Origin of the sequence: Klebsiella sp. K4, assembly GCF_014596785.2 — a bacterium.
Taxonomy (GTDB): domain Bacteria; phylum Pseudomonadota; class Gammaproteobacteria; order Enterobacterales; family Enterobacteriaceae; genus Klebsiella; species Klebsiella pneumoniae.
Genome location: NZ_CP115021.1, coordinates 5,231,723 through 5,257,257, shown reverse-complemented (window position 1 = coordinate 5,257,257; position 25,535 = coordinate 5,231,723). Strand labels below are relative to the sequence as shown.

Sequence of the window (25,535 nt, the reverse complement as noted above, 5' to 3'; positions counted from 1 at the left end):
AGTAAATCATGAAAAAAGTTTGGCTGGCGCTGGCTGGTATGATTCTGGCTTTTAGTGCATCCGCTGCCCAGATCACCGACGGCAAGCAGTACATCACCCTTGATAAGCCGATTGCTGGCGAGCCGCAGGTGCTCGAGTTCTTTTCGTTCTACTGCCCGCACTGCTACCAGTTTGAAGAAGTGCTGCATGTCTCTGACAATGTGCGCCAGAAACTGCCGGAAGGCACTAAAATGACCAAATACCACGTTGAGTTCCTGGGTCCGCTGGGCAAGGATCTGACGCAGGCATGGGCGGTGGCCATCGCGCTGGGCGTTGAAGACAAAATTACTGCGCCGATGTTCGAAGCCGTGCAGAAAAACCAGACTGTGCAGAGTGTGGCTGACATTCGTAAAGTGTTTGTCGACGCTGGCGTGAAAGGGGAAGACTACGATGCCGCATGGAATAGCTTCGTGGTGAAATCTCTGGTCGCTCAGCAAGAGAAAGCGGCAGCCGATCTGCAGCTGCAGGGCGTACCGGCTATGTATGTTAATGGTAAATACCAGCTGAATCCGCAGGGGATGGACACCAGCAATATGGATGTCTTCGTCGCTCAGTATGCGGATACCGTGAAGCAACTGGTAGAGAAGAAATAAAAAAAACGCCGGTCACTGACCGGCGTTACTTTATCTGTTTTGCAATAGCTACCGTTCTTTGTCCCTCATGATGTCAGTCAACTGACGGTCTTTCTCTTCCCATAGGCCATTCAGCCAGCGCTGGAAGCTGCGCTTAAAGTTCTTATCGTTAACGTAATCGCCGTGCAGCTCTTCGCCAATAGGGACCAGATTGATACGGACCACAATGCGCGTCAGGCGGCCGCTTAACATATCGTAAAATGGTCTTGTATGATTATCCGGGTAGCACAGCGTGACGTTCAGCAGTTTATCGAACTGCGAACCGAGTACGTTGAGCGCCATGGCGATACCAGCGGCTTTCGGCGGTAACAGGTTATGGTAAGGAGAGCGCGTTTCGCGCTTTTTTTCTTCGGTAAAACGCGAGCCTTCCACAAAATTGACGATAGTCGTCGGATGCGCGCGAAATTTTTCACACGAACGGCGGGTGGTTTCGACATCTTTACCGCGGCGCTCCGGGTGACGAATAAGATAGCTGCGCGAGTAGCGGCGCATAAAAGGCATATCCAGCGCCCAGCAGGCGAGGCCAATGAAGGGTACCCACGCCAGCTGTTGTTTAAGGAAGTACTTATTCATCGGAATATGCTTGCGGAACAGCACGCACAGCACCACGATGTCTGCCCAGCTGTGGTGGTTGCTGATCAGCAGATACCAGTTCTTTTTGTTCAGGCCTTCCAGACCCTGGACGTCCCATTTTAGCCAGGGATTGAGATGCAACAGCAGCGCCAGCCCTTCGCACCAGCAGTACATCATAAAATTGCAAAAAACGGATATAGAGCGCCATACCGCTGGAATGGGGACCAGCAGTTTAATCAGCCCGGCGACGATGATCGGTACAGAGCAGATAATGGTGACTAAGATGGTTAAGGCGATACTCAGCGGAAGTGTTATCGCAGCGAGTAATCTCGACATAGTTAGTTTATTCAGAAAGTTAGGCTGACAAAGAGCGCCTTTAAGCTGCGCAAGAGGCTGATTTTACCAGAAAACGCGGCAAATGACGGGTCTTACCAGAACAGAAAAAAACAAGGATCTTCTATCCACATGGAAGATTAGGTCATCAAATTAATGCCAGGATCGTTGATCTGTTTTTAAGTGGTTGATAAATAGTAAATAATACTATTTATTCATTTATTTTCAGGGGCGGATAAGCTGACGTTGTAAAACTATACACAAAGTTATCCACAAGCTAAGTTGTCGCGCGATCGCGACGATCGTTGAATCTTTTCCGCGAATTGCGGGAAAAATTCAGGATTTCATGCCCGTCTGTGGCATCCTTTATCCATAATCTGATAAACAGGCACGGAAATTATGGTTCAGATCCCAGAAAACCCTCTCATCCTCGTTGACGGCTCCTCCTATCTTTATCGGGCGTATCATGCGTTTCCGCCGCTGACTAACAGCGCAGGGGAGCCCACCGGGGCTATGTACGGCGTACTGAATATGCTGCGCAGTTTGATACTGCAGTATCAACCGACTCATGCCGTCGTGGTCTTTGATGCGAAAGGGAAAACCTTCCGTGATGAATTGTTCGAGCATTACAAATCTCACCGCCCGCCGATGCCGGACGATCTGCGCGCGCAGATTGAGCCGTTGCATAAGATGGTGAAAGCGATGGGGCTGCCGCTGATGGCTGTCCCGGGCGTCGAAGCTGACGATGTGATTGGCACCCTGGCGCGGGAAGCGGAAAGGGCAGGTCGCCCAGTCCTGATCAGCACCGGCGATAAAGACATGGCCCAGCTGGTGACGCCGGGCATCACCCTGATCAATACCATGACCAACACTATCCTCGGACCGGATGAGGTGGTTACTAAGTACGGCGTCCCGCCGGAGCTGATTATTGATTTCCTGGCGCTGATGGGCGACTCCTCGGATAACATTCCCGGCGTGCCGGGCGTGGGCGAAAAGACCGCCCAGGCGCTGCTGCAAGGCCTCGGCGGCCTTGATACGCTGTATGCGGAACCGGAGAAGATCGCTGAACTGAGCTTCCGCGGCGCGAAAACGATGGCGGCGAAGCTCGAGCAGAACAAGGACGTGGCTTATCTCTCTTATCAGCTGGCGACCATCAAAACCGACGTCGAGCTGGAGCTCACCTGCGAAGAGCTGGAGGTGCAGCCGCCGGCGGCAGACGATCTGCTGGCGCTGTTCAGACAGTATGAGTTTAAGCGCTGGACTACCGACGTTGAGGCCGGAAAATGGCTGCAGGCTAAGGGGGGCAAACCTGCAGCGCCTGCAGCAGCGGCAGAAGCGGAAGAAGAGGTTGAAGCCGCTACTGCACTTTCAGCAGAGCATTATGTCACTATCCTTGATGAGGCTACGCTGCTCACCTGGATCGATAAGCTGAAGCAGGCGCCGCTCTTTGCCTTTGATACGGAAACCGACAGCCTGGATAACATCTCCGCCAACATGGTTGGTCTTTCATTCGCTGTTGAGCCGGGCGTGGCCGCCTATGTCCCGGTAGCGCATGATTACCTTGATGCGCCGGATCAGATCCCGCGCGAGCGCGTGCTGACGCTGCTTAAACCGCTGCTGGAGGATGAGAAGGTGCTCAAGGTCGGGCAAAATCTCAAATACGATCGCGGCATTTTGGCTAATTACGACATTGAGCTGCGCGGGATTGCGTTCGATACCATGCTCGAGTCTTACATTCTCGACAGCGTGGCGGGCCGCCACGATATGGACAGTCTTTCCGACCGCTGGCTGAAACATAAAACCATTACCTTCGAAGAGATCGCTGGCAAGGGTAAGAATCAGCTCACCTTTAACCAGATTGCGCTGGAAGAGGCTGGTCGCTACGCGGCGGAAGATGCCGACGTTACGCTCCAGCTGCATCTGAAGATGTGGCCGAAGCTACAGCAGCATGAAGGCCCGCTGAATATCTTCCAGCACATTGAAATGCCGCTGGTGCCGGTGCTGTCTCGCGTTGAGCGCAACGGCGTTAAAATCGACCCCGCCGTGCTGCATGCGCACTCGCAGGAAATTGCCCAGCGCCTGGTTGAGCTGGAGCAGCGGGCACATGAGATCGCCGGGGAAGCGTTTAATCTCTCCTCCACCAAACAGCTGCAAACGATCCTGTTTGAAAAACAGGGTATCAAGCCGCTGAAGAAGACGCCGGGCGGTGCGCCGTCCACCTCTGAAGAGGTGCTGGAAGAGCTGGCGCTCGATTATCCGTTGCCGAAAGTGATTCTGGAGTATCGTGGGCTGGCGAAGCTGAAGTCTACCTATACCGATAAGCTGCCGCTGATGATTAACCCCAAAACGGGCCGCGTGCATACCTCCTATCATCAGGCGGTCACCGCCACCGGCCGTTTGTCGTCTACCGATCCAAACCTGCAAAACATTCCGGTGCGTAACGAAGAAGGGCGCCGTATTCGCCAGGCGTTTATCGCGCCGGAAGATTACGTCATTGTCTCGGCGGACTACTCGCAAATCGAGCTGCGCATTATGGCGCACCTGTCGCGGGATAAAGGCCTGCTGACCGCCTTCGCGGAAGGGAAGGATATTCACCGGGCGACGGCGGCTGAAGTATTTGGCTTACCGCTGGACAGCGTCAGCAGCGAACAGCGGCGTAGTGCGAAAGCCATCAACTTCGGTCTGATCTACGGCATGAGCGCCTTTGGCCTGGCCCGCCAGCTGAACATCCCGCGTAAAGAAGCGCAGAAGTACATGGATCTTTATTTCGAACGTTATCCGGGCGTCCTGGAGTATATGGAGCGCACCCGCGCACAGGCGAAGGAGCAAGGGTATGTTGAAACGCTGGATGGCCGTCGACTCTATTTGCCGGATATCAAGTCCAGCAATGGCGCTCGTCGTGCCGGCGCGGAGCGTGCGGCGATTAACGCCCCGATGCAGGGGACGGCTGCGGATATTATCAAGCGGGCGATGATTGCCGTTGATGAATGGCTGCGGAGCGAGAAACCTCGCGTGCGGATGATCATGCAGGTTCACGATGAACTGGTCTTTGAAGTGCATAAGGATGAGCTCGATGCCGTATCGAAAAAGATCCACGAACTGATGGAGAACAGCACTACGCTGGCGGTACCGTTGCTGGTGGAAGTGGGCAGCGGCGAAAACTGGGATCAAGCGCACTAAGTATACAAAGCGCAACGCGATTTTCTGTAAGTAAGCAACATAACTTATAGAGTTTTGTGAGGATCATTTGAATTTGCTATGTAAATAGTGAAAAAAAACTACAAAAAATGCTTTATCCGTGAGCGAAAGAAGAGTAAAGTTATTCGCGTAGGGTACAGAGGTAAGATGTTCTATCTTTCAGACCTTTTACTTCACGTAATCGGATTTGGCTGAATATTTTAGCCGCCCCGGTCATTTATGACCGGGGCGTTTTTTATTGCGCGAAAGAAAAGTTTTAGGCTGTGAAAACAACGTAGTATGAACGTCCGGATAGGGCGCTACGCGCCGTTATCCGGAAAAAGCGGGGGTTACTCGGCGTCTTCGACGGCTTCTTGCGGCGGGATTTCGTTAAACCAGCTATCCAGCTTCTGTCGCAGCTTATCGACGCCAGATTTTTTCAGCGAAGAGAAGGGTTCAACCTGGACATCGCCATTGAAGGCCAGTACCGCTTCACGCACCATATTCACTTGCGCTTTACGCGCGCCGCTGGCGAGCTTATCGGCTTTGGTGAGCAGTACCAGCACCTGAATATCGCTCTCTACCGCCCATTCGATCATCTGCTGATCGAGATCTTTAAGCGGGTGACGTATGTCCATCAGCACCACGAGACCCTTCAGGCACAGACGTTTTTCCAGGTATTCCCCCAGCGCGCGCTGCCACTTGATCTTCATCTCTTCGGGTACTTGCGCATAACCATAGCCGGGCAGGTCGACAAGGCGCTTGCCCTCAGCGACTTCGAACAGGTTAATCAGCTGCGTACGCCCCGGGGTTTTGGAGGTACGCGCCAGGTTCTTCTGATTAGTCAGCGTATTCAGCGCGCTGGATTTTCCCGCGTTGGAGCGGCCGGCGAACGCCACTTCAATACCGGTATCGGCAGGAAGATGGCGGATATCTGGCGCGCTAGTGACAAAGTGCGTCAGTTGATAATTCCAGTTGGTCAAGACGGTCGTCTCCGTTAAAACAGGCTATGGCAGGGATTATACCTGAACAGCAGAAAAAGGCTGTTTTTACCGCACGCCGTTCCTGTAAGTAAAAACCATATGGTTTGTGAGACATTGACTATTCTTTGTATAGGATATACCTGAGGAAAATAAGACAAAACATATTTAAAGTGTTGAAAATTAATCAATTATAGAAATAGAGAATTCTGAAAATAGATTTTTAACTGCCAGACTAGTTGTCGATTTTTGTCAACAAGGTAAAGTAATACACAACGGCGGGGATGCTGAAAGGATTAGGACTCAGGACGAGGAGTCAGGAAGCGCCAGGAGGCGAAGACCACAGGATAGTCAGGATGACGCGCGTCTTGGAGACGTTTTACAGGGAAAAGGAAGAAACAGGGACCGTTGGACGCTAAGGGAAAGACAGGGTGAGTCGTTAGCGAACAGGGAAAGAAGAGCCCGTTAAGGGTGGTCAGTGAGGAAAAAGGCGACAGAGTAATCTGTCGCCTTTTTTCTTTGCTTGCTTTCTGCTAGATTCCGCCTCAATTCTATACTGAATACTACTGTCTGAAGATTACACATCATGAAAAAACCGACATCCGCCACCCGTGGCAAATCCGGCCGCAAGTCGCGTGAAGAGTTAAATCAGGAAGCTCGCGATCGCAAACGGCAGAAGAAACATCGTGGCCACGCGGCAGGCAGTCGCGCGAACGGCGGCGATGCGGCTTCAGCGGATAAAAAACAGCGTCAGGCGCAAGATCCGCGCGTGGGTAGCAAAAAACCGATCCCGCTGGGCGTGAGCGAAAGCAGCGCTCCAGCCCCCAAGCAGCATAAACCAAAGAGCGAGAAACCTATGCTTTCACCGCAGGCTGAGCTGGAGTTGCTGGAGAATGATGAGCGCCTGGACGCGCTGCTGGAACGTCTGGAAGAGGGCGGCACCCTGAATGCTGAAGAGCAGAGCTGGGTGGACGCCAAACTGGATCGCATTGATGAGCTGATGCAGCAGCTCGGCCTCTCTTACGATGATGAAGATGAAGAAGAGGAAGAGCGTCAGGAAGATATGATGCGTCTGCTGAAGGGTGGAAACTAACATTTGCATCCCATCGGATTCCCGGTACTCCTTATAACCCTTCTGGTTATATGTTATCTGCTGTGGTTATTCGTTAAACTACGACGGTTGTCGCGGCGTCAGAAATGGCTGCGCAACCGGCTCATGACCCGCGGTGCGGTGGGGCCGGGACGGCGTACCCGTCGGCGGCACCATCGGAAGGAGTGAGCATGTCTGAGCAGATAATCGACTGGGATCTGGCCCTGATCCAGAAATATAACTATTCCGGGCCGCGCTATACCTCGTATCCCACCGCGCTGGAGTTTTCACCGCAATTTGGCGCGGCGGAATTCGATGCCGCTGTGGCCCGTTACCCACAGCGTCCCCTGTCGCTGTACGTGCATATCCCGTTTTGCCATAAGCTGTGTTATTTCTGCGGCTGCAATAAGATAGTCACCCGCCAGCAGCATAAGGCCGATCAATATCTCGATGTCCTTGAACAGGAGATCATCCACCGCGCGCCGCTGTTTGCCACTCGCCAGGTGAAGCAACTGCACTGGGGGGGCGGCACGCCAACTTATCTCAATAAGGCGCAAATCAGTCGCCTGATGGATCTGTTGCGCAGCCATTTCCATTTCAGCGCGGAAGCCGAGATCTCCATAGAGGTCGATCCGCGTGAGATCGAACTGGATGTCCTCGATCATTTACGCGCTGAGGGTTTCAACCGCCTGAGTATGGGCGTACAGGACTTCAATAAAGAGGTTCAGCGTCTGGTTAACCGTGAGCAGGACGAAGCGTTCATCTTTGATTTGCTCAACCATGCGCGGGAGATTGGTTTTACCTCGACCAATATCGACCTCATTTATGGCCTGCCGAAGCAAACGCCGGAGAGCTTCGCCTTTACCCTGCAAAAGGTCGCCGAGCTCAATCCTGACCGCCTGAGCGTGTTTAACTATGCGCATCTGCCCACGCTCTTTGCCGCTCAGCGGAAGATTAAAGATGCCGATCTGCCCTCCGCTGAGCAGAAGCTGGAGATCCTGCAGGAAACCATCGGCTCGCTGACGACGGCAGGCTATCAGTTTATCGGCATGGACCATTTCGCCCGTCCCGATGATGAATTAGCGGTCGCGCAACGTCACGGCGTACTGCATCGTAATTTCCAGGGCTACACCACTCAGGGCGATACCGATCTGCTGGGGATGGGCGTTTCGGCGATCAGCATGATTGGCGACAGCTACGCCCAGAACCAAAAAGAGCTCAAGCAGTACTACCAGCAGGTAGCAGAGCAAGGGAACGCCCTGTGGCGCGGGATCGCGTTAACTCGCGATGACTGTCTGCGTCGCGACGTGATTAAAGCGTTGATCTGTAACTTCCAGCTGGATATCGCGGCGGTCGAGGCGCAGTGGGACGTGGATTTTGCGTCTTATTTCGCCGAGGATCTGAAGCTGCTGGCGCCGCTGGCGCATGACGGGCTGGTGGCTGTGGATGATAAGGTCATTCAGGTGACGGCGAAAGGCCGCCTGCTGATCCGCAACATCTGTATGTGCTTTGATGCCTACCTACGGCAAAAGGCCCGGATGCAGCAGTTCTCACGGGTTATTTAATATTTTCCCCCTCTCCCGCAGGAGAGGGGGAACAATTAGCTGAACAGCCCGACCAGCGCAGCGCACAGCACGGCAGCGACTGCCGTTTGTGGCGTGTGACTCGCAGCGGCGCCGCTCGATATCATACTCACCAGTGATTCAAACATGATGCTCTCCCCTAATGCCGGGCACGATCATACTCAACTCATCGGAACAGTAAAGTACAAAATAGCAGCACTTTGCGCCGATCGGCTATTTTTCATCATGCTGTTGAACCCTACTCCATACCCAACTCTTTTAGCTTACGCGTCAGGGTATTACGTCCCCATCCCAGCAGGCGCGCAGCCTCCTGCTTGTGCCCCTGAGTATGGCGCAGGGCGGTCGTTAGCAGCGTGCGCTCCATTTCGGGTTGCGCTTCTGAGAGCAGGTTTTGATGACCGGATCGCAACGCCCGATCGGCCCACTGACCCAGCAGCGTAGCCCAGCTGTCAGGCTGCATCTGCGTTGGGCTATCAGGAATCGTGGTCTCAAACAGTTCGCTCGGCAGATCCTGCGTCAGCACCTCCTGGCCGGCGGCCATGACGGTGAGCCAGCGACAGGTGTTTTCCAGCTGACGGACGTTGCCTGGCCACGCCAGGCGGGTCAGCGCTGTCTCCGTTTCCGGATGCAGCTGTTTGGCTTCAACGCCGAGCTCGCGGGCGGCTATCTGCAGAAAATGGCGGGCCAGGCGTGGAATATCTTCCCGGCGCTCGCGCAGCGGCGGTAAATGCACCCGGATGACGTTCAGGCGGTGGAACAAATCTTCACGAAATTTCCCCTCCTGCACGCGCTGTTCCAGGTTCTGGTGGGTAGCGGCGATGATCCGCACATCGACCTTGACCGGCGCGTAACCGCCCACGCGATAAAACTGACCATCCGCCAGCACGCGCAGCAGACGAGTCTGGACATCAAGCGGCATATCGCCAATTTCATCCAGGAACAGCGTACCGCCGTCAGCCTGTTCAAAGCGACCCTGACGGACGGTATTGGCGCCGGTAAAGGCTCCTTTTTCATGGCCGAACAGCTCGGACTCAATCAGGTCCTTGGGGATCGCCGCCATATTCAGCGCGATAAACGGCGCTTTTGAGCGTGGACTATGGCGATGCAGGGCATGTGCGACAAGCTCTTTACCGGTACCGGATTCGCCATTGATCAGCACGCTGATGGATGAGCGCGACAGGCGGCCAATAATGCGAAAGACATCCTGCATAGCTGGCGCTTCGCCGATGATGTCGGCGGTTGGGCTACTTATCGGCACATTTCGCGGCTGCTGTTGCTCTTGATAGTGGCTTATCGCCCGGTCGACGAGGGCGACGGCTTCATCGATATCAAAAGGTTTGGGCAAATAATCAAACGCGCCCTGCTGATAAGCGCTGACCGCGGCGTCCAGATCGGAATGCGCGGTCATTATGATGACCGGAAGCATTGGATGGCGCTGCTTAATCTGTTTGAGCAGCGCCAAACCATCCATTCCGGGCATACGGATATCTGACAGCAGTACATCCGGGGTTTTGGTGGTGAGGGCATCTAGCACCTCATTGCCGCTTTCGAACGTTGTGCAGCTCAAGCCGGCTCCGGTGAGCGCGCGTTCAAGCACCCAGCGGATGGAGCTATCGTCATCAACGATCCAGGCTATCCCTCGTTGCATAAACACCTCTACTTCCGAATAGGCAGGTATACCGAAAATTCGGTATGACCCGGCCAGCTGGTGAATTCAATTTTGCCGGAGTGCTGATCGATAAGGCTACGGGCGATAGATAAGCCCAGGCCGGTACCGCCTTCGCGGCCGCTGACCATCGGATAGAACAGCGTATCCTGGAGATGGGGCGGAATACCCGGGCCATTATCTTCAACGTCGATGCGGGCGGCGAGGCGATAACGCACCCCGTGCAGCGTCAGCTGGAAAGCGGTGCGGGTGCGAAGAATAATTTCGCCCCCTTCCGGCCCCAGAGCCTGCAGCGCATTACGGACGATGTTCAGCAACACCTGTTCAATTTGATCCGGGTCGTGGGGTAGCTCTGGTAGGCTGGGGTCGTAATCGCGGATCAACTTCACGTTGTCCGGCAACTCCATGGAAACCAGTTTAACTACCCGTTCGGCGACTTTGTGGATGCTTTCGGTAACGTGCATGCCCGGATGCTGTGGTCCGAGCAGGCGGTCGACCAGATTTCTTAGCCGGTCGGCCTGCTCAATGATCACTTTGGTATATTCCGTTAGCGCCGGGTCGGGCAGCGCTTTGCTGAGCAGCTGGGCCGCGCCGCGCAGGCCGCCTAACGGGTTTTTTATCTCATGCGCCAGGCCGCGGACGAGGTCGCGAGCGGCGACCTGCTGCGCATGCTGCAGCTGCTCCTGGCTCAGGCGGCGCTGATTATCCATCGGCGCCATTTCCAGCAGAATAAAGCCTTCCGGCAGCCGCTGGGCGGTCAACGACAGGATGTGCGAACGGCCATCGATAACCAGCGTCACTTCGTTATCGGTAAATCCCTGGCCCGCCTGCAGGCTCTCCTGCATCAGCCCGATATTCAACGAAAAATAGCTCAACAGCTCAGGTAATGGGGTGCCAAACAGTTTGCGCGAGCTCTGCGCCAGCAGCTGCTGCGCCGCAGGGTTGGCAAAGTGCACCGCCAGGTCATCATCGACCAGTAAAATACTGTTGATAAGGGAGTTAAGGATCTGCCCAGCATCGGGCAGTGTGCCTGTTGCCATTCGACAGTCTCCTGAAAATGAGTGCACCAATTTAGTGCAGTATAGCTTTTTATCGGTAAAAAGCTCGCGAGATCAGCGTGTTGGTGGAGAAAAAAGCCCATCCTGAGATGGGCTGAAAGTTTCCACGGCAACAAAATATCCCGGGCATCTCGCGCCACAACACGACATACCCTGGATTTACAGCAAAATTAGACGCTGTAGTACAGTTCGAACTCAACCGGATGCGGAGTCATGCGTACGCGGTCGTTCTCTTCCATACGCAGGGCGATGTAGGCATCGATAGCGTCATTGGTGAACACGCCGCCAGCGGTCAGGAACTCGCGGTCAGCATCCAGGGCCTGCAGGGCTTCTTCCAGAGAACCGGCAACCTGCGGGATCTCTTTCGCTTCTTCCGGCGGCAGGTCATACAGGTTTTTATCCATTGCTTCGCCCGGATGGATTTTGTTCTTGATACCATCAAGGCCAGCCATCAGCAGCGCCGCAAAGCACAGGTACGGGTTGGCAGCCGGGTCCGGGAAGCGCACTTCGATACGACGCGCTTTCGGAGAGGTCACCACCGGAATACGGATAGAGGCAGAGCGGTTACGGGCAGAGTAAGCCAGCATAACCGGCGCTTCGTAACCCGGGACCAGACGCTTGTAGGAGTTGGTGGTCGGGTTCGCCAGGGCGTTGATGGCTTTAGCGTGTTTGATTACGCCGCCGATGTAGAACAGCGCCTGCTCAGACAGACCGGCGTATTTGTCGCCGGAGAACAGGTTGGTCCCGTTTTTCGCCAGAGACATATGGCAGTGCATGCCGGAGCCGTTGTCGCCGAACATCGGTTTCGGCATAAAGGTCGCGGTTTTACCAAAGCGGTGAGCGACGTTGTGAACAACGTATTTGTAAATCTGAATTTCATCCGCTTTTTTGGTCATGGTATTGAAGCGGGTTGCCACTTCGTTCTGACCTGCGGTTGCTACTTCATGGTGATGGGCTTCAACAACCAGACCCATCTCTTCCATGATCATACACATGGTGGAACGGATGTCCTGAGAAGAGTCTACTGGCGGAACCGGGAAGTAACCCCCTTTCACGCCCGGACGGTGACCTTTGTTACCGCCTTCGTATTTGGTGGAGGAGTTCCACGCACCTTCAATGTCATCGATCGCGACATGGGAGCCGGAGATAGAGGCGCCAAAACGGATGTCGTCGAACAGGAAGAATTCTGGTTCTGGCCCGAACAGGACGGTATCAGCGATGCCGGTGGCGCGCAGGTACTCTTCAGCGCGTTTCGCGATGGAGCGCGGGTCACGGTCATAGCCCTGCAGGGTGCCTGGCTCGAGGATATCGCAGCGGATGATCAGGGTCGGTTCTTCGTAGAACGGGTCAATGACCGCGGTGGACGCGTCCGGCATCAGGACCATGTCAGATTCGTTGATACCTTTCCAGCCACCAATCGAGGAGCCATCAAACATTTTGCCTTCTTCGAAGAATTCGGCATTTACCTGATGAGACGGAATCGTGACGTGCTGTTCTTTACCTTTGGTATCGGTGAAGCGCAGATCGACAAACTTCACTTCGTGCTCGTTCAGCATCGTCAAAACGTGTTCAGCGGACATACTTAAACTCTCCCGGATTGGTCATTGTCGTCGTGGTAACGAAAACTTCATACTGCTTAAAAGTGGCGTTGTTGCCTTAAAAAATATAAAGCGAAATCTGTGCCAACTTTTAAATGCCCCATAAAACGCTGTATCATGCGCACCATAGTGCAAAAGGACTGCACCATGATGGAGATAATGCACCAAAATAATGCTTCAGTGTGAACATTGAGCACCATTTTGGTGCAATTTTTGTTACGGTGCCCTTTTATCGCTCCGTGAAAGCGGTCACAAAGAAACTCTGCAATACTTGTTTGCGGAGGATGTTTGTGATCCTGTTCAGTCCTTCGCTTAATACGTGTACAATAACGCGCTATTTCTAATGCCTGAGGCAAAGTTGTGATCGAAAATCTGCGTAATATCGCCATCATCGCGCACGTTGACCATGGTAAAACTACCCTGGTTGACAAGCTGCTACAGCAATCCGGTACGTTCGACGCACGTACTGAAGCACAAGAACGTGTGATGGACTCCAACGATTTGGAGAAAGAGCGTGGGATTACCATCCTCGCGAAAAACACCGCAATCAAATGGAATGATTACCGTATCAACATCGTTGATACCCCAGGGCACGCCGACTTCGGAGGTGAAGTTGAGCGTGTTATGTCCATGGTTGACTCTGTGCTGCTGGTGGTAGATGCCTTTGATGGCCCGATGCCGCAAACGCGCTTCGTGACCAAAAAAGCTTTTGCCCACGGTCTGAAGCCGATCGTGGTCATCAACAAAGTTGACCGCCCGGGCGCGCGTCCGGACTGGGTTGTCGATCAGGTGTTCGACCTGTTCGTTAACCTCGATGCGACCGACGAACAGCTGGACTTCCCGATCGTTTACGCGTCCGCGCTGAACGGTATCGCGGGTCTGGATCACGAAGACATGGCTGACGACATGACCCCGCTGTACCAGGCGATTGTCGATCGCGTGCCGGCGCCGGACGTTGATCTTGACGGTCCGCTGCAGATGCAGATCTCCCAGCTGGACTACAACAACTACGTTGGTGTTATCGGCATCGGCCGCATCAAGCGCGGTAAAGTGAAGCCGAACCAGCAGGTCACTATCATCGATAGCGAAGGCAAAACCCGTAACGGTAAAGTCGGTAAGGTACTGACTCACCTGGGTCTGGAGCGAATTGAGAGCGACGTAGCTGAAGCTGGCGACATTATCGCGATCACCGGTCTGGGCGAGCTGAACATCTCCGACACCATCTGCGACCCGCAGAATGTCGAAGCGCTGCCGGCCCTGTCCGTTGATGAGCCGACCGTTTCCATGTTCTTCAACGTCAACACCTCTCCGTTCTGCGGTAAAGAAGGTAAGTTCGTTACCTCTCGCCAGATCCTGGACCGTCTGAATAAAGAGCTGGTGCACAACGTGGCGCTGCGCGTTGAAGAAACCGAAGACGCTGATGCGTTCCGCGTTTCCGGCCGTGGTGAACTGCACCTGTCCGTTCTGATTGAAAACATGCGTCGTGAAGGTTTCGAGATGGCGGTTTCCCGTCCGAAAGTTATCTTCCGCGAAATCGACGGCCGTAAACAAGAGCCGTTCGAGAACGTGACGCTGGACGTCGAAGAGCAGCACCAGGGTTCTGTCATGCAGGCGCTGGGCGAGCGTAAAGGCGACCTGAAAAACATGAATCCGGACGGTAAAGGCCGCGTACGTCTCGACTACGTGATCCCAAGCCGCGGTCTGATCGGCTTCCGTTCAGAGTTCATGACCATGACCTCCGGTACCGGTCTGCTGTACTCCACCTTCAGCCACTACGACGACGTTCGTCCGGGCGAAGTGGGCCAGCGTAACAACGGCGTACTGATCTCCAACGGTCAGGGTAAAGCGGTAGCGTTCGCGCTGTTCGGTCTGCAGGATCGCGGTAAGCTGTTCCTCGGCCACGGCGCTGAAGTTTACGAAGGCCAGATCATCGGTATTCACAGCCGTTCCAACGACCTGACGGTAAACTGCCTGACCGGTAAGAAACTGACCAACATGCGTGCGTCTGGTACTGACGAAGCAACGGTTCTGGTTCCGCCGGTTAAGATGACCCTGGAGCAGGCTCTGGAGTTCATCGATGACGACGAACTGGTAGAAGTTACTCCGACCTCTATCCGTATCCGTAAACGTCACCTGACCGAGAACGACCGTAAACGCGCGATGCGCGGTGCAAAAGAAGAGTAATTTTTTCTTCTTGTTGTTCGCTAAACCCCGCCTCTCCGGCGGGGTTTCTTTTTTTCATTCCTGCATCACACGCCAATAGTCAAATCCAGCCTTTCCCGCTAAAGTTAATTTTCCACGGCGCGGAAGGAGACAAAAATGCTCTATATCTTTGATTTAGGTAATGTGATTGTCGACATTGACTTCAACCGGGTATTGGGAGCCTGGAGCGATTTAACCCGCATCCCGCTGGCGACGCTGAAGCAGCATTTCACCATGGGTGAGGCTTTCCATCAGCATGAGCGCGGCGAGCTCAGCGATGAAGACTTTGCCGCCGCCATGTGCCATGAAATGAATATGCCCCTCAGCTATGAACAGTTTGCTCACGGCTGGCAGGCGGTGTTTGTCGCGCTGCGCCCGGAGGTGATTACCATCATGCATAAACTTCGTGCCCAGGGGCATCGGGTGGTGGTGCTCTCCAATACCAATCGTCTGCACACCACGTTCTGGCCCGATGAATACCCGGAAGTGCGCGCGGCCGCCGATCGCATTTATCTGTCGCAGGAGATGGGATTGCGTAAGCCTGAAGCGCAAATTTATCTGCGAGTACTGGAAGAAGAGGGGTTTTCCGCCGCAGATACGGTCTTTTTTGATGATAACGTCGATAATATAGCAGGGGCCAACCGGTTGGGGATCACCAGTATCCTGGTGACTGGTAAGGAGACCATCCCTGACTATTTCGCGAAACAGCTATGCTAAAAACCGTTCATCAAAAATTACTCCACCATACCCGGCCGCTGCTGGCGTGGCTAAAGCTGCTGTGGCGGCGCATTGATGAAGACCATATGACCACCCTGGCGGGGAACCTCGCCTATGTGTCATTACTGTCCCTGGTGCCGCTGATTGCCGTCGTGTTCGCGCTGTTTGCGGCCTTTCCTATGTTCTCCGAAGTCAGCGTGCAGATCCGTCATTTTATCTTCGCCAATTTTATTCCGGCGACCGGGGATGTAATCCAGGGATATATCGAGCAGTTCGTGGCCAACTCCAGCCGCATGACCGCCGTAGGCGCCTTTGGCCTGATCGTCACCTCGCTGCTGCTGATGTACTCGATCGACAGCGCGCTAAACACCATCTGGCGCAGCACGCGCAGCCGCCCCAAAGTTTATTCCTTTGCCGTTTACTGGATGATCCTGACCCTCGGCCCGCTGCTGGCGGGCGCCAGCCTGGCGATCAGTTCCTATCTGCTGTCGCTGCGCTGGGCAAGCGACCTGGACGGCGTAATTGATAATCTGCTCCGCCTATTTCCGCTGATCCTCTCCTGGGCAGCGTTCTGGCTGCTCTATAGTATTGTACCGACTACCCAGGTACGTAACCGCGACGCGGTGATCGGGGCGCTGGTGGCGGCGCTGCTGTTTGAGGCAGGTAAAAAGGCGTTTGCCCTCTATATCACCACCTTTCCGTCCTATCAGCTAATTTATGGCGTGATTTCGGTGGTGCCGATTTTGTTCGTCTGGGTGTACTGGACCTGGTGTATCGTCTTGCTTGGCGCTGAAATTACTGTCACTCTCGGTGAATACCGCAAACTTAAAACAGAAGAAACAGAACAACCATGATTGCATTAATTCAACGCGTATCCCGTGCAAGCGTTACCGTGGCGGACGAGGTGACGGGCGAAATTGGCCCGGGGCTTCTGGTGCTGCTGGGCGTCGAGAAAGACGATGATGAACAAAAGGCGAATCGCCTTTGTGAACGCGTGCTGGGCTACCGCATCTTCAGTGATGCGGAAGGGAAAATGAACCTGAATGTCCAGCAGGCGGGCGGCAGCGTGCTGGTGGTTTCGCAATTTACGCTGGCGGCCGATACCGAGCGGGGGATGCGACCGAGCTTCTCGAAAGGCGCTGCCCCTGACCGCGCTGAGGCGCTGTATGAGTATTTCGTCGCCCGCTGTCGCCAGCAGGAAATGCACACCCAGACCGGAAGATTCGCTGCGGATATGCAGGTTTCTTTGGTCAATGATGGTCCCGTGACCTTTTGGTTGCAGGTATGACCCAGCTTCCGGGCAGGCTGCGGGTAACAAAAGAGAGTACGACTATGTATCACCTTCGTGTACCGCAAACAGCAGAAGAGTTAGAGAGCTACTACCAGTTCCGCTGGGAGATGCTGCGTAAGCCGCTGCATCAGCCTAAGGGATCGGAACGTGACGCCTGGGATGCGATGGCGCATCATCAGATGGTAGTGGATGAAGAGGGCAACCTGGTTGCCGTCGGCCGGCTATATATCAATGCGGAGAATGAAGCCTCCATCCGCTTTATGGCTGTGCATCCCTCGGTGCAGGATAAAGGGCTGGGTACGCTGATGGCGATGACCCTGGAGTCCGTCGCGCGTCAGGAAGGGGTTAAGCGGGTTACCTGCAGCGCGCGCGAAGATGCGGTGGAATTTTTCGCCAAGCTCGGATTTGTCAATCAGGGTGAGATCACCACCCCGACCACCACGCCGATCCGTCATTTTCTGATGATCAAACCGGTCGCGTCGCTGGACGATATTTTGCACCGCGGCGACTGGTGCGCACAGCTCCAGCAGGCGTGGTATCAGCATATTCCGCTGAGTGAAAAAATGGGCGTACGTATTCAGCAGTACACCGGGCAGAAATTTATTACCACCATGCCGGAGGCGGGGAACCAGAATCCGCACCATACGCTGTTCGCCGGCAGCCTGTTTTCGCTCGCTACCTTAACCGGATGGGGGCTTATCTGGCTGATGCTGCGCGAGCGGCACCTGGGAGGCACCATTATTCTGGCGGATGCGCATATCCGCTACAGCCAGCCTATTAGCGGCCGCCCCAGCGCCATCGCCGACCTCGGTTCTCTGAGCGGCGATCTCGACCGACTGGCGCGCGGGCGTAAAGCCCGCGTGCAAATGCAGGTGGAGCTTTTTGGCGACGATAAACAGGGCGCCGTTTTCGAGGGGATCTACATCGTGCTGCCGGCGAAGCCCTTTGGCTCGTACGAAGAGGGCGGCAACGAGGAAGAGTAAGCGCCTGCGGCAGTTATCGTCCTGGCGATGCCACACGCCAGGCGATATCCCGCATGGCATCACGCGCGGCGTTGCTGACGCCTCCCAGCTGAAAGAAGCCGTGGATCACCCCCAGATAGCGCTGACAGGAACTCTCCACCCCTTGCTCCGTCAGCCTTCGGTACAGCACTTCGCCCTCATCACGTAAAGGATCGAACTCCGCCGTCAGAATGTGTACCGGTGGCAGCCCGTTAAAATCTTCGCGCCAGAGCGGACAGGCATCCGGATGGTTTGCCGGCGTCGAGGCGAGGTACATTTCGTAGCCGCTCAGTAGCGTGTCCCGGGTAATCACATAGTCATCGCCATTGCTGAGGTAGCTCGCCATGCTGGCGGTAGCGTCGAGCATCGGATAAATCAGGATCAGTTGCGCGGGTTGCCACGCCGCTTTCGCTTTCAGACGCAGGGCCGTGACCAGAGCGAGGTGCCCGCCGGCACTGTCGCCAGCCAGGGTGATACGTGATGCGTCAACGCCAAGCTGCTCCGCGTGCCGGTGGATAATCATGACACCTTGTTCTGCGTCATCGTGCGCCGCCGGAAAGGTATGCTCCGGCGCCAGGCGGTACTGTACAGCGATCACCCGGCAACCGCTGAACATGGCTAACTGACGGAGTTGGTTATCGTGGGTGGTAAAGCCGCCGCTGACAAAACAGCCGCCGTGGTAGTAGATAAGCGTGGGTAGCAGGCCGTCGGCTGTGGGCGGTGAAACGACGCCGAAGTGCATACCCTCCAGGGTGATATCCTCCACCCGCACTCGCGTTTCCGTCTCCCCGGCGAGTACCGCACTGACGATATAGCCGGCCCTCCGATCATCAATATGCTGATCGCGTGATGACGGACGACCTGCCGCAATAAATGCCTCAACCAGCGAAGCAATCCCTTTTTCCAGCGCCATATGAAGTTCCTTATACTGTTTTAATATCCAGTGTTATAGCCTGGATTATGGCGAAAAGACAGGCCTGTTGAGGTCGCCTGTGCATTATGGAAAGCGGCTCGCAAAAAAGAGTTTACCTGACAAAATCCTGTTTGTTTCCGATTTCAAAAACTGTAGATTGCTCATAACTTCATCACTGGTGATATACTTGAGGTATATATGAGCATGATGGCTGAAAGGGATATGGGCAGAATTCTTCTCGATTTATCAGACGATGTCATTCAACGTCTCGATGACCTCAAAGTGCAGCGTAACATTCCGCGAGCGGAACTGTTACGTGAAGCGGTTGAACAATATCTGGAGAAACAAGATCGAGCTAAAGATACCATCTCCAGTGCGCTGGGTCTGTGGCAAGACTGCGAAGAAGACGGCATGGAATATCAACGTCAGCTACGCAAGGAGTGGTAATGACCTCCGGATCTGCGCTTTTTGATACCAATATTCTTATTGATTTATTTAGCGGGCGTCGCGAAGCCAAACAGGCGCTGGAGGCCTGGCCACCGCAGAATGCGATCAGTCTGATTACCTGGATGGAGGTGATGGTTGGCGCTAAAAAATATCACCAGGAGCAGCGCACGCGAATGGCGCTGAGCACCTTTAATATCATTAACATCTCACAGGATATTGCAGAGCGAAGCGTTGCGCTGCGGCAGGAGTATAAGCTTAAGCTGCCGGATGCCCTCATTCTGGCGACGGCGCAACTCCATCGTCTGGAACTAATTACGCGGAATACGAAGGATTTTGCCGGTATTCCTGGCGTAGTCACGCCGTACGAAATCCACCCTGAATAATTCGAGTGGCAGGAGGACGACAAGTGAGCGATAAACTCGTCTGAAACGAATATCTCCAGCCAAAGGTTGGCCTCTGATAACGGTCAGTGACGCGTGTGAATAATCCCTGCGCACGTTCGTGTCACAAGAAGGAAAACGGGCGACAAGAGCCGCCCGAAATCATACTGCAGAACTTACTCCCCTTCGCCGGGGAACATGAACGGGTTAATTGAGCTTCTGGCGAAGCCCTCCTGTTCCATGCGGGCGTCGAGCACCAGGGAGGCCAAATCGTCGGCGACGGCTTCGACTTTCGGATCCTTCTCCTGATACATAATCTTCAGGTAGGTTCCGCAGTCGCCGCAGCTTTCGGCTTTCACCGCCGCCTGCTCGTTGTCCAGCGACCAGTAGTGCAGGTCGCGGCTCTGCTCGCAGTTGCTGCACTTGACGCGTACTACGTGCCACTCAGTTTCGCACAGGTTGCAGTGCAGATAGCGCAGCCCCTGAGTGGTGCCGATTTGCACGATGCTGGAGACCGGCATCGAGCCGCACACCGGGCAGAACTGGCGCTGTTCGCCGTATTCGGCGCGCGCTTTTCCTGGGATCAGACTGGCCATCTGCGCCCAGTAGAGCGACAGCGCAGCCCAGATGAACGGCGCTTTGTCGCTACTGACGGAGGCGAAATCGGAAACAAACAGCGCGCTGGCCATCTGCTCCAGCTCCTGCTCAGAGGCTTTTTCCAGATTCTCAATGACCGCCAGCGCCGGGCCGCTCATCTCCGGCTTCAGCTCGGCAATCAGCGAGTGCAACAGCTTGTGCCAGTGCTTGTCGCGCGGCAGGACGTGGATATCCAGCGGCGGCTTGCCCTGTTCGCTGGCCGCTTTAATGCGGGCGGTGAGATCCATCTGCAGCGGATGGTCGTACAGCACTACTTCCTGGGCATGGGCAATCAGCGCGGCAAAGCGCAGGTAATCGCCTAGCGGGTTATTAGCGGCCAGCTCGCGCAAGCGTTCAGCGCGGCGGTTATACAGATTTTTCAGCCTGGGGAACAGTAACGGCGGAATTGCTTCCGCCGTGCGTTTCTCGCTCGAACCCAGCTCGTCTTGCGGGATTATGCGAATACTCATTCAGATGACTTTTCCTGTTTCTGGCGGACCTCTCGGTACCAGCGCGGGTGATGTTTCTTCGCCCACGTTTTGGTAACCCAGCCTTCCACCATCGCGGTAATGGTGCCTTTCACCCAGAGGGCGGCGTAGATATGCACCATGATAACCACAATTAACGCCACTGCGGCAAATGAATGCAGCATCAGCGCAAATCGGATCACCGGGATTGAGAAAGCCGGCGCAAAATACGGACGCCAGATGATCACACCGCTCACCAGCAGCAGTACCAGGAAGATAATCGCCGCCCAGAATACGCATTTCTGGCCGAAGTTATAGCGCCCGGTATCGCCCACCTCCTCGTTGACGACGATCTTACGAATATTCTTCGCCCAAAAGATATCATCCCGATTGATTAGGTTGTGATGCCAGTAACGGAAAAACATGATGATAAACGACGCGAACATCACTACCCCGACGAACGGGTGGAGAATTCGCGCCAGCTGCGGCGTGCCGAGGATATGCATCAGCCAGTTAAAGGACGGGAAGAAAAAGCCTAACCCGCTCACCGCCGCCAGGACGAAGCAGAAGGCGGTGACCCAGTGGTTGATGCGTTCCGGCGCCGTGTAGCGCACGATGGTGTCACGTCTTTTCATTTGCGCACCTCGTCTTTCTCTTCATGCAGATTGTCCTCTTCCTCTTCCGCGCGGTTCGGACCGACGCCGACGTAGTGGAAGATACTGGCTGCGAAGGTCGCGGCGAAGCCGACGGCCGCCAGCGGTTTCCAGATGCCTTTCCAGAACTTGACGGTCTGGCTGATCTCCGGGTTTTCCGGCAGGCCGTGGTACAGATTCGGCTTGTCGGCATGGTGCAGCACGTACATGACGTGGGTGCCACCGACGCCGGCCGGATCGTACAGGCCCGCATTGTCATAACCGCGGGTTTTCAGCTCAGCCACGCGTTCGCCGGCCAGCGTTTTCATATCCTCTTTGGAGCCAAAGTGGATTGCGCCGGTCGGACAGGTTTTCACGCAGGCAGGCTCCTGGCCGACGGTCACGCGGTCTACGCACAGGGTACATTTGTAGACGCGGTTGTCTTCCGGGTTCAGACGCGGTACATCGAACGGACAGCCGGCGATACAGTAGCCGCAGCCGATGCACTGCTCGGACTGGAAGTCGACAATACCGTTGGCGTACTGAATGATCGCGCCTTCTGACGGGCAGGCCTTCAGGCAGCCCGGGTCCGCGCAGTGCATGCAGCCATCCTTGCGGATGAGCCATTCCAGCTTGTCGTTTTGTTCCACCTCCGAGAAGCGCATGACCGTCCATGACTTGGCGGTCAGGTCCGCCGGGTTGTCATACACCCCGACATTGTGACCGACTTCATCACGAATATCGTTCCATTCGGAGCAGGCCACCTGACAGGCTTTGCAGCCGATACAGGTGGTGACGTCGATAAGCTTCGCCACCTCCTGCTGGTGGTCCCGCGCCTGAGGCGCGGGGGTGAAACCGTTAGTCGCGGAACGACGAATAATATCTTGCGATTGGTAAGCCATAAGTCGTCTCCGTTACACCTTTTCCACGTTCACAAGGAAAGCTTTGAACTCCGGCGTCTGCGTATTCGCATCACCGACGAACGGCGTCAGGGTATTGGCAATAAAGCCTTTTTTCGCCACGCCCTCATAGCCCCAGTGAATAGGAATGCCGATGGTATCGATATCCTTACCGTCAACTTTCAGCGTGCGAATACGTTTGGTCACCACCGCCTTGGCTTTGATATAGCCGCGGTTGGAGGAAACTTTCACGGTATCGCCGTGGCCGATGCCGAGCTTATTCGCCAGTTTTTCCCCGATCTCCACGAACTGTTCCGGCTGGGCGATGGCGTTAAGTAGCGCATGCTTGGTCCAGTAGTGGAAGTGCTCGGTCAGACGGTAAGTGGTGCCGACGTACGGGAACTTCTCGGCCTTACCCATCTGCTCGAGATCGCCTTTGAAGACGCGAGCGGCCGGGTTAGAGACCACGTTCGGGTGCAGCGGGTTGGTTCCGAGCGGCGTTTCAAACGGCTCGTAGTGTTCCGGGAACGGTCCTTCCGCCATCTTGTCGATAGCGAACAGACGGCCCATCCCTTCCGGCTGCATGATAAACGGACCGACGTCGCTGCCAGGCGCGGCGGCGCTGTAGTCCGGAATATCCACGCCGCCCCATTTGGCGCCGTCCCATTTCAGCAACTGACGCTTCGGATCCCACGGTTTACCCTGCGGGTCCGCGGAGGCGCGGTTATACAGGATGCGGCGGTTGAGCGGCCAGGCCCAGGCCCAGCCCAGGGTATTGCCGAGACCGGATGGATCGGCGTTATCGCGGCGCGCCATCTGGTTACCTTCCGGCGTCCAGCTCCCGGCGAAGATCCAGCAGCCGCTGGAGGTGGTGCCATCATCTCGCAGCTGCGCAAAGGAGCTCAGCTGTTGGCCTTTCTTGACGATCACCGCGCCGGTTGCCGGGTCGGTGATATCCGCCAGCGCTTTACCGTTGCTTTCCATCGCCACTTCTTCCGATGCCGGCTCGTGTGGCGTGGAGTAGTTCCACGTCATGTTGAGCACCGGCTCCGGCGCCGGGCCACCCTCTTCGGCATACATCTTACGCAGACGAGTGAAGATACCGGCGAGAATTTCACCATCGGTGACGGCGATCCCCGGGGCGTCCGCGCCTTTCCAGTGCCACTGCAGCCAGCGGCCGGAGTTGACGATAGACCCATTCTCTTCGGCGAAGCAGGTGGAGGGCAGACGGAACACTTCGGTCTGGATTTTCGCCGGATCGACATCGTTCGACTCACCATGGTTTTGCCAGAAGGTGGACGTTTCGGTATTGAGCGGGTCGATAGTCACGAGGAACTTCAGCTTCGACAGGGAAGCGACGACCTTGTTTTTGTTCGGGAACGAGGCGACCGGGTTAAAGCCCTGGCAAATATAGCCATTCACTTTGCCCTGATTCATCATCTCGAAGTACTGCAGAACGTCGTAGCTCTTATCCCACTTCGGCAGCCAGTCATAGCCCCAGCTGTTTTCCGCGGTGGCTTTGTCGCCGAAGAAGGCTTTCATCATGGAGACGAAGAACTTCGGATAGTTGCCCCAGTAGTTGACCTGGTCTTTCAGCAGCGGCTTCGGCGTGTTAGCCGTCAGGTAGGTCTGCAGGTCGGCCTGTTTTTCGTTCGGCAGCGACATGTAGCCTGGCAGGCTGGTGGAGAGCAGGCCGAGGTCGGTCAGACCCTGGATATTGGAGTGGCCGCGCAGGGCGTTGACGCCGCCGCCCGCCATCCCCATGTTGCCGAGCAGCAGCTGGATCATCGCCATGGTGCGGATATTCTGCGCACCGATGGAGTGCTGGGTCCAGCCGAGAGCGTACAGGAACGATGCGGTCTTATCCGGCGCGCTGGTTTCAGCAATGTATTCACAGACTTTGAGGAAGTCGGCCTTCGGCGTACCGCAGATGTTTTCGACCACATCCGGGGTATAACGGGAAACATGCTGCTTCAGCAGGTTCCAGACGCAGCGCGGATGTTGCAGCGTAGTATCGCGTTTGGCGAAGCCGTTTTCGTCCAGCTCATAGTTCCAGCTGGTTTTGTCGTACTGGCGTTTTTCTGCGTTATAGCCGCTGAACAGCCCGTCGTCGAAGCTATAGTCCTCACGCACGATCAGGCTGGCGTTGGTGTAGGCTTCGGTGTATTCGCGGTTGAATTTTTCGTTATTCAGCAGATACAGGATCACGCCCGACAGGAAGGTAATGTCGGTACCGGAACGAATCGGGGTATAGAAATCAGCCACCGACGCCGTACGCGTAAAGCGCGGATCGATAACGATGAGCTTGGCGCCGTTATGAATTTTGGCTTCCATCGCCCAGCGGAACCCCACCGGATGCGCTTCTGCGGCGTTACCGCCCATCACTACGACCAGGTTGGCGTTTTTAATATCAACCCAGTGGTTGGTCATCGCACCGCGACCAAATGTTGGAGCAAGACTTGCTACCGTTGGTCCGTGTCAGACACGCGCCTGGTTATCCACCGCCAGCATCCCGAGGGCGCGGGTGAATTTTTGCGTTAAATAACCGGTTTCGTTACTGGAGGCGGAGGCGCACAGCATCCCGGTGGTCAACCAGCGGTTGACGGTGGTGCCGGCGTCGTTTTGCGCGATAAAGTTGGCGTCGCGGTCCTCTTTCATCAGCTTGGCGATGCGATCAAACGCTTCGTCCCAGCTGATTTGCTGCCATTTATCGGAACCTGGCGCGCGATATTCCGGGAATTTCAGGCGGCTTTCAGAATGGATAAAGTCCACCAGACCGGCCCCTTTCGGGCAGAGCGCACCACGGTTAACCGGATGATCCGGATCGCCTTCGATATGGAAAATGGATGCTTTGGCGTTTTTTGCGCCGTCGCCGAGGCTATACATCAACAGCCCACAGCCGACAGAACAGTATGTGCAGGTGTTACGGGTTTCGCGCGTGCGCAGCAATTTGTACTGCCGTGTCTCCGCGAGCGCAGTTGCCGGGGCAAAGCCCAGCGCTGCTGCCGTGGTTCCCGCCATACCGCCAGCGCAGATCTTAAAGAACTGCCTTCTGCTGACCTGCATGGTTCGCTCCTTGTTTCGACATTGTCACATGTAGTTATTTGCTTTGCGGTGAAGGCCGCAAAGGTTCAGAATTAGGGCAAATTTCCCTCATTCCTGAAGGGATAAAAACAGAATACCACATTGTGTGTATGCCTGTTCCAATACGGTTAAAGCAA

At 55.3% G+C, this 25,535-nt stretch carries 22 protein-coding genes; 11 read left to right on the top strand and 11 right to left on the bottom strand.

What is annotated here, in order from left to right:
* Positions 1–8: 8 nt before the first annotated feature.
* On the top strand, positions 9–632 hold the full coding sequence (gene dsbA, locus IB144_RS25820) for a thiol:disulfide interchange protein DsbA (protein WP_004146224.1): 624 nt from the start codon (positions 9–11) through the stop codon (positions 630–632).
* 48 nt (positions 633–680) lie between these two features.
* On the opposite strand, the gene IB144_RS25815 is transcribed toward dsbA, so the two are convergent.
* Positions 681–1,580: an acyltransferase gene (locus IB144_RS25815; RefSeq protein ID WP_004150336.1), complete on the bottom strand. Its 900-nt coding sequence runs from the start codon at positions 1,578–1,580 to the stop codon at positions 681–683.
* Between the two features lie 396 nt (positions 1,581–1,976).
* Here IB144_RS25815 and polA point away from each other — a divergent pair, with 396 nt between their 5' ends.
* Positions 1,977–4,757 (top strand): DNA polymerase I, encoded by a 2,781-nt coding sequence (polA, locus tag IB144_RS25810; protein WP_040215791.1) that lies wholly within the window; start codon positions 1,977–1,979, stop codon positions 4,755–4,757.
* A 347-nt stretch (positions 4,758–5,104) separates the two neighbouring features.
* On the opposite strand, the gene yihA is transcribed toward polA, so the two are convergent.
* Positions 5,105–5,737, bottom strand: coding sequence for a ribosome biogenesis GTP-binding protein YihA/YsxC (gene yihA, locus IB144_RS25805; protein ID WP_002882734.1), 633 nt, complete (start codon positions 5,735–5,737; stop codon positions 5,105–5,107).
* Positions 5,738–6,320: 583 nt separating this feature from the next.
* Between yihA and yihI the strand changes: the two genes are divergently transcribed.
* Together yihI and hemN are read left to right on the top strand one after the other, a co-directional pair.
* Positions 6,321–6,827: a Der GTPase-activating protein YihI gene (yihI, locus tag IB144_RS25800; protein ID WP_040215789.1), complete on the top strand. Its 507-nt coding sequence runs from the start codon at positions 6,321–6,323 to the stop codon at positions 6,825–6,827.
* 188 nt (positions 6,828–7,015) lie between these two features.
* Entirely contained in the window at positions 7,016–8,389 is a 1,374-nt protein-coding gene (gene hemN / locus IB144_RS25795) for an oxygen-independent coproporphyrinogen III oxidase (RefSeq protein WP_002882745.1), read from the top strand.
* Between the two features lie 35 nt (positions 8,390–8,424).
* On the opposite strand, the gene IB144_RS25790 is transcribed toward hemN, so the two are convergent.
* The 4 genes from IB144_RS25790 to glnA form a co-directional block, all read right to left on the bottom strand.
* Positions 8,425–8,535: a YshB family small membrane protein gene (locus IB144_RS25790; protein ID WP_004152951.1), complete on the bottom strand. Its 111-nt coding sequence runs from the start codon at positions 8,533–8,535 to the stop codon at positions 8,425–8,427.
* A 110-nt stretch (positions 8,536–8,645) separates the two neighbouring features.
* Complete coding sequence (gene glnG / locus IB144_RS25785; RefSeq protein ID WP_040215788.1) at positions 8,646–10,055, bottom strand: nitrogen regulation protein NR(I); 1,410 nt, start codon at positions 10,053–10,055, stop codon at positions 8,646–8,648.
* Positions 10,056–10,063: 8 nt separating this feature from the next.
* Positions 10,064–11,113, bottom strand: a complete 1,050-nt coding sequence (gene glnL, locus IB144_RS25780; protein ID WP_004146229.1) for a nitrogen regulation protein NR(II) — start codon at positions 11,111–11,113, stop codon at positions 10,064–10,066.
* Positions 11,114–11,301: 188 nt separating this feature from the next.
* Positions 11,302–12,711, bottom strand: a complete 1,410-nt coding sequence (gene glnA / locus IB144_RS25775) for a glutamate--ammonia ligase (protein WP_002882753.1) — start codon at positions 12,709–12,711, stop codon at positions 11,302–11,304.
* Positions 12,712–13,089: 378 nt separating this feature from the next.
* Between glnA and typA the strand changes: the two genes are divergently transcribed.
* The 5 genes from typA to fabY all read left to right on the top strand — a co-directional run bounded on the left by typA (position 13,090) and on the right by fabY (position 17,922).
* Complete coding sequence (typA, locus tag IB144_RS25770; RefSeq protein WP_002882755.1) at positions 13,090–14,913, top strand: ribosome-dependent GTPase TypA; 1,824 nt, start codon at positions 13,090–13,092, stop codon at positions 14,911–14,913.
* 135 nt (positions 14,914–15,048) lie between these two features.
* On the top strand, positions 15,049–15,648 hold the full coding sequence (gene yihX, locus IB144_RS25765; RefSeq protein ID WP_004151865.1) for a glucose-1-phosphatase: 600 nt from the start codon (positions 15,049–15,051) through the stop codon (positions 15,646–15,648).
* On the top strand, positions 15,642–16,502 hold the full coding sequence (locus tag IB144_RS25760; RefSeq protein ID WP_004146232.1) for a virulence factor BrkB family protein: 861 nt from the start codon (positions 15,642–15,644) through the stop codon (positions 16,500–16,502). Before yihX ends, IB144_RS25760 begins: the two co-directional genes overlap by 7 nt.
* Positions 16,499–16,936 carry a D-aminoacyl-tRNA deacylase gene (gene dtd / locus IB144_RS25755; RefSeq protein ID WP_002882809.1) on the top strand — a complete coding sequence of 146 codons (438 nt, stop codon included), beginning with the start codon at positions 16,499–16,501 and terminating at the stop codon, positions 16,934–16,936. The genes IB144_RS25760 and dtd overlap by 4 nt, the downstream gene beginning before the upstream one ends.
* Before the next feature lie 44 nt (positions 16,937–16,980).
* A complete protein-coding gene (gene fabY, locus IB144_RS25750) occupies positions 16,981–17,922 on the top strand; it encodes a fatty acid biosynthesis protein FabY (RefSeq protein ID WP_004178031.1) in 942 nt (313 codons plus the stop codon).
* Between the two features lie 13 nt (positions 17,923–17,935).
* On the opposite strand, the gene IB144_RS25745 is transcribed toward fabY, so the two are convergent.
* On the bottom strand, positions 17,936–18,853 hold the full coding sequence (locus tag IB144_RS25745; RefSeq protein WP_065888547.1) for an alpha/beta hydrolase: 918 nt from the start codon (positions 18,851–18,853) through the stop codon (positions 17,936–17,938).
* 204 nt (positions 18,854–19,057) lie between these two features.
* Here IB144_RS25745 and IB144_RS25740 point away from each other — a divergent pair, with 204 nt between their 5' ends.
* Entirely contained in the window at positions 19,058–19,300 is a 243-nt protein-coding gene (locus IB144_RS25740; RefSeq protein ID WP_004150355.1) for a CopG family transcriptional regulator, read from the top strand.
* Entirely contained in the window at positions 19,300–19,683 is a 384-nt protein-coding gene (locus tag IB144_RS25735) for a type II toxin-antitoxin system VapC family toxin (RefSeq protein ID WP_062921072.1), read from the top strand. Before IB144_RS25740 ends, IB144_RS25735 begins: the two co-directional genes overlap by 1 nt.
* A gap of 173 nt (positions 19,684–19,856) precedes the next feature.
* Here IB144_RS25735 and fdhE read toward each other — a convergent pair whose 3' ends face one another.
* The 4 genes from fdhE to fdnG are packed head-to-tail and all read right to left on the bottom strand — an operon-like array spanning position 19,857 to position 25,380.
* Positions 19,857–20,786, bottom strand: coding sequence for a formate dehydrogenase accessory protein FdhE (gene fdhE / locus IB144_RS25730; protein ID WP_004150358.1), 930 nt, complete (start codon positions 20,784–20,786; stop codon positions 19,857–19,859).
* A complete protein-coding gene (gene fdoI / locus IB144_RS25725) occupies positions 20,783–21,418 on the bottom strand; it encodes a formate dehydrogenase cytochrome b556 subunit (RefSeq protein WP_002882818.1) in 636 nt (211 codons plus the stop codon). Before fdoI ends, fdhE begins: the two co-directional genes overlap by 4 nt.
* Positions 21,415–22,317, bottom strand: coding sequence for a formate dehydrogenase subunit beta (gene fdxH / locus IB144_RS25720; protein WP_002882822.1), 903 nt, complete (start codon positions 22,315–22,317; stop codon positions 21,415–21,417). The genes fdoI and fdxH overlap by 4 nt, the downstream gene beginning before the upstream one ends.
* 12 nt (positions 22,318–22,329) lie before the next feature.
* The gene (gene fdnG, locus IB144_RS25715) at positions 22,330–25,380 is read right to left on the bottom strand and encodes a formate dehydrogenase-N subunit alpha (protein ID WP_085921749.1); all 3,051 of its coding nucleotides are present in this window, start codon (positions 25,378–25,380) and stop codon (positions 22,330–22,332) included.
* Positions 25,381–25,535 lie beyond the last annotated feature (155 nt).

Coding starts and splice junctions, on each gene's coding strand:
- dsbA (WP_004146224.1), top strand. CDS start 9: ATGAAAAAAGTTTGGCTGGCGCTGGCTGGTATGATTCTGGCTTTTAGT.
- IB144_RS25815 (WP_004150336.1), bottom strand. CDS start 1,580: ATGTCGAGATTACTCGCTGCGATAACACTTCCGCTGAGTATCGCCTTA.
- polA (WP_040215791.1), top strand. CDS start 1,977: ATGGTTCAGATCCCAGAAAACCCTCTCATCCTCGTTGACGGCTCCTCC.
- yihI (WP_040215789.1), top strand. CDS start 6,321: ATGAAAAAACCGACATCCGCCACCCGTGGCAAATCCGGCCGCAAGTCG.
- hemN (WP_002882745.1), top strand. CDS start 7,016: ATGTCTGAGCAGATAATCGACTGGGATCTGGCCCTGATCCAGAAATAT.
- IB144_RS25790 (WP_004152951.1), bottom strand. CDS start 8,535: ATGTTTGAATCACTGGTGAGTATGATATCGAGCGGCGCCGCTGCGAGT.
- glnG (WP_040215788.1), bottom strand. CDS start 10,055: ATGCAACGAGGGATAGCCTGGATCGTTGATGACGATAGCTCCATCCGC.
- glnL (WP_004146229.1), bottom strand. CDS start 11,113: ATGGCAACAGGCACACTGCCCGATGCTGGGCAGATCCTTAACTCCCTT.
- glnA (WP_002882753.1), bottom strand. CDS start 12,711: ATGTCCGCTGAACACGTTTTGACGATGCTGAACGAGCACGAAGTGAAG.
- yihX (WP_004151865.1), top strand. CDS start 15,049: ATGCTCTATATCTTTGATTTAGGTAATGTGATTGTCGACATTGACTTC.
- IB144_RS25760 (WP_004146232.1), top strand. CDS start 15,642: ATGCTAAAAACCGTTCATCAAAAATTACTCCACCATACCCGGCCGCTG.
- dtd (WP_002882809.1), top strand. CDS start 16,499: ATGATTGCATTAATTCAACGCGTATCCCGTGCAAGCGTTACCGTGGCG.
- fabY (WP_004178031.1), top strand. CDS start 16,981: ATGTATCACCTTCGTGTACCGCAAACAGCAGAAGAGTTAGAGAGCTAC.
- IB144_RS25745 (WP_065888547.1), bottom strand. CDS start 18,853: ATGGCGCTGGAAAAAGGGATTGCTTCGCTGGTTGAGGCATTTATTGCG.
- IB144_RS25740 (WP_004150355.1), top strand. CDS start 19,058: ATGATGGCTGAAAGGGATATGGGCAGAATTCTTCTCGATTTATCAGAC.
- IB144_RS25735 (WP_062921072.1), top strand. CDS start 19,300: ATGACCTCCGGATCTGCGCTTTTTGATACCAATATTCTTATTGATTTA.
- fdhE (WP_004150358.1), bottom strand. CDS start 20,786: ATGAGTATTCGCATAATCCCGCAAGACGAGCTGGGTTCGAGCGAGAAA.
- fdoI (WP_002882818.1), bottom strand. CDS start 21,418: ATGAAAAGACGTGACACCATCGTGCGCTACACGGCGCCGGAACGCATC.
- fdxH (WP_002882822.1), bottom strand. CDS start 22,317: ATGGCTTACCAATCGCAAGATATTATTCGTCGTTCCGCGACTAACGGT.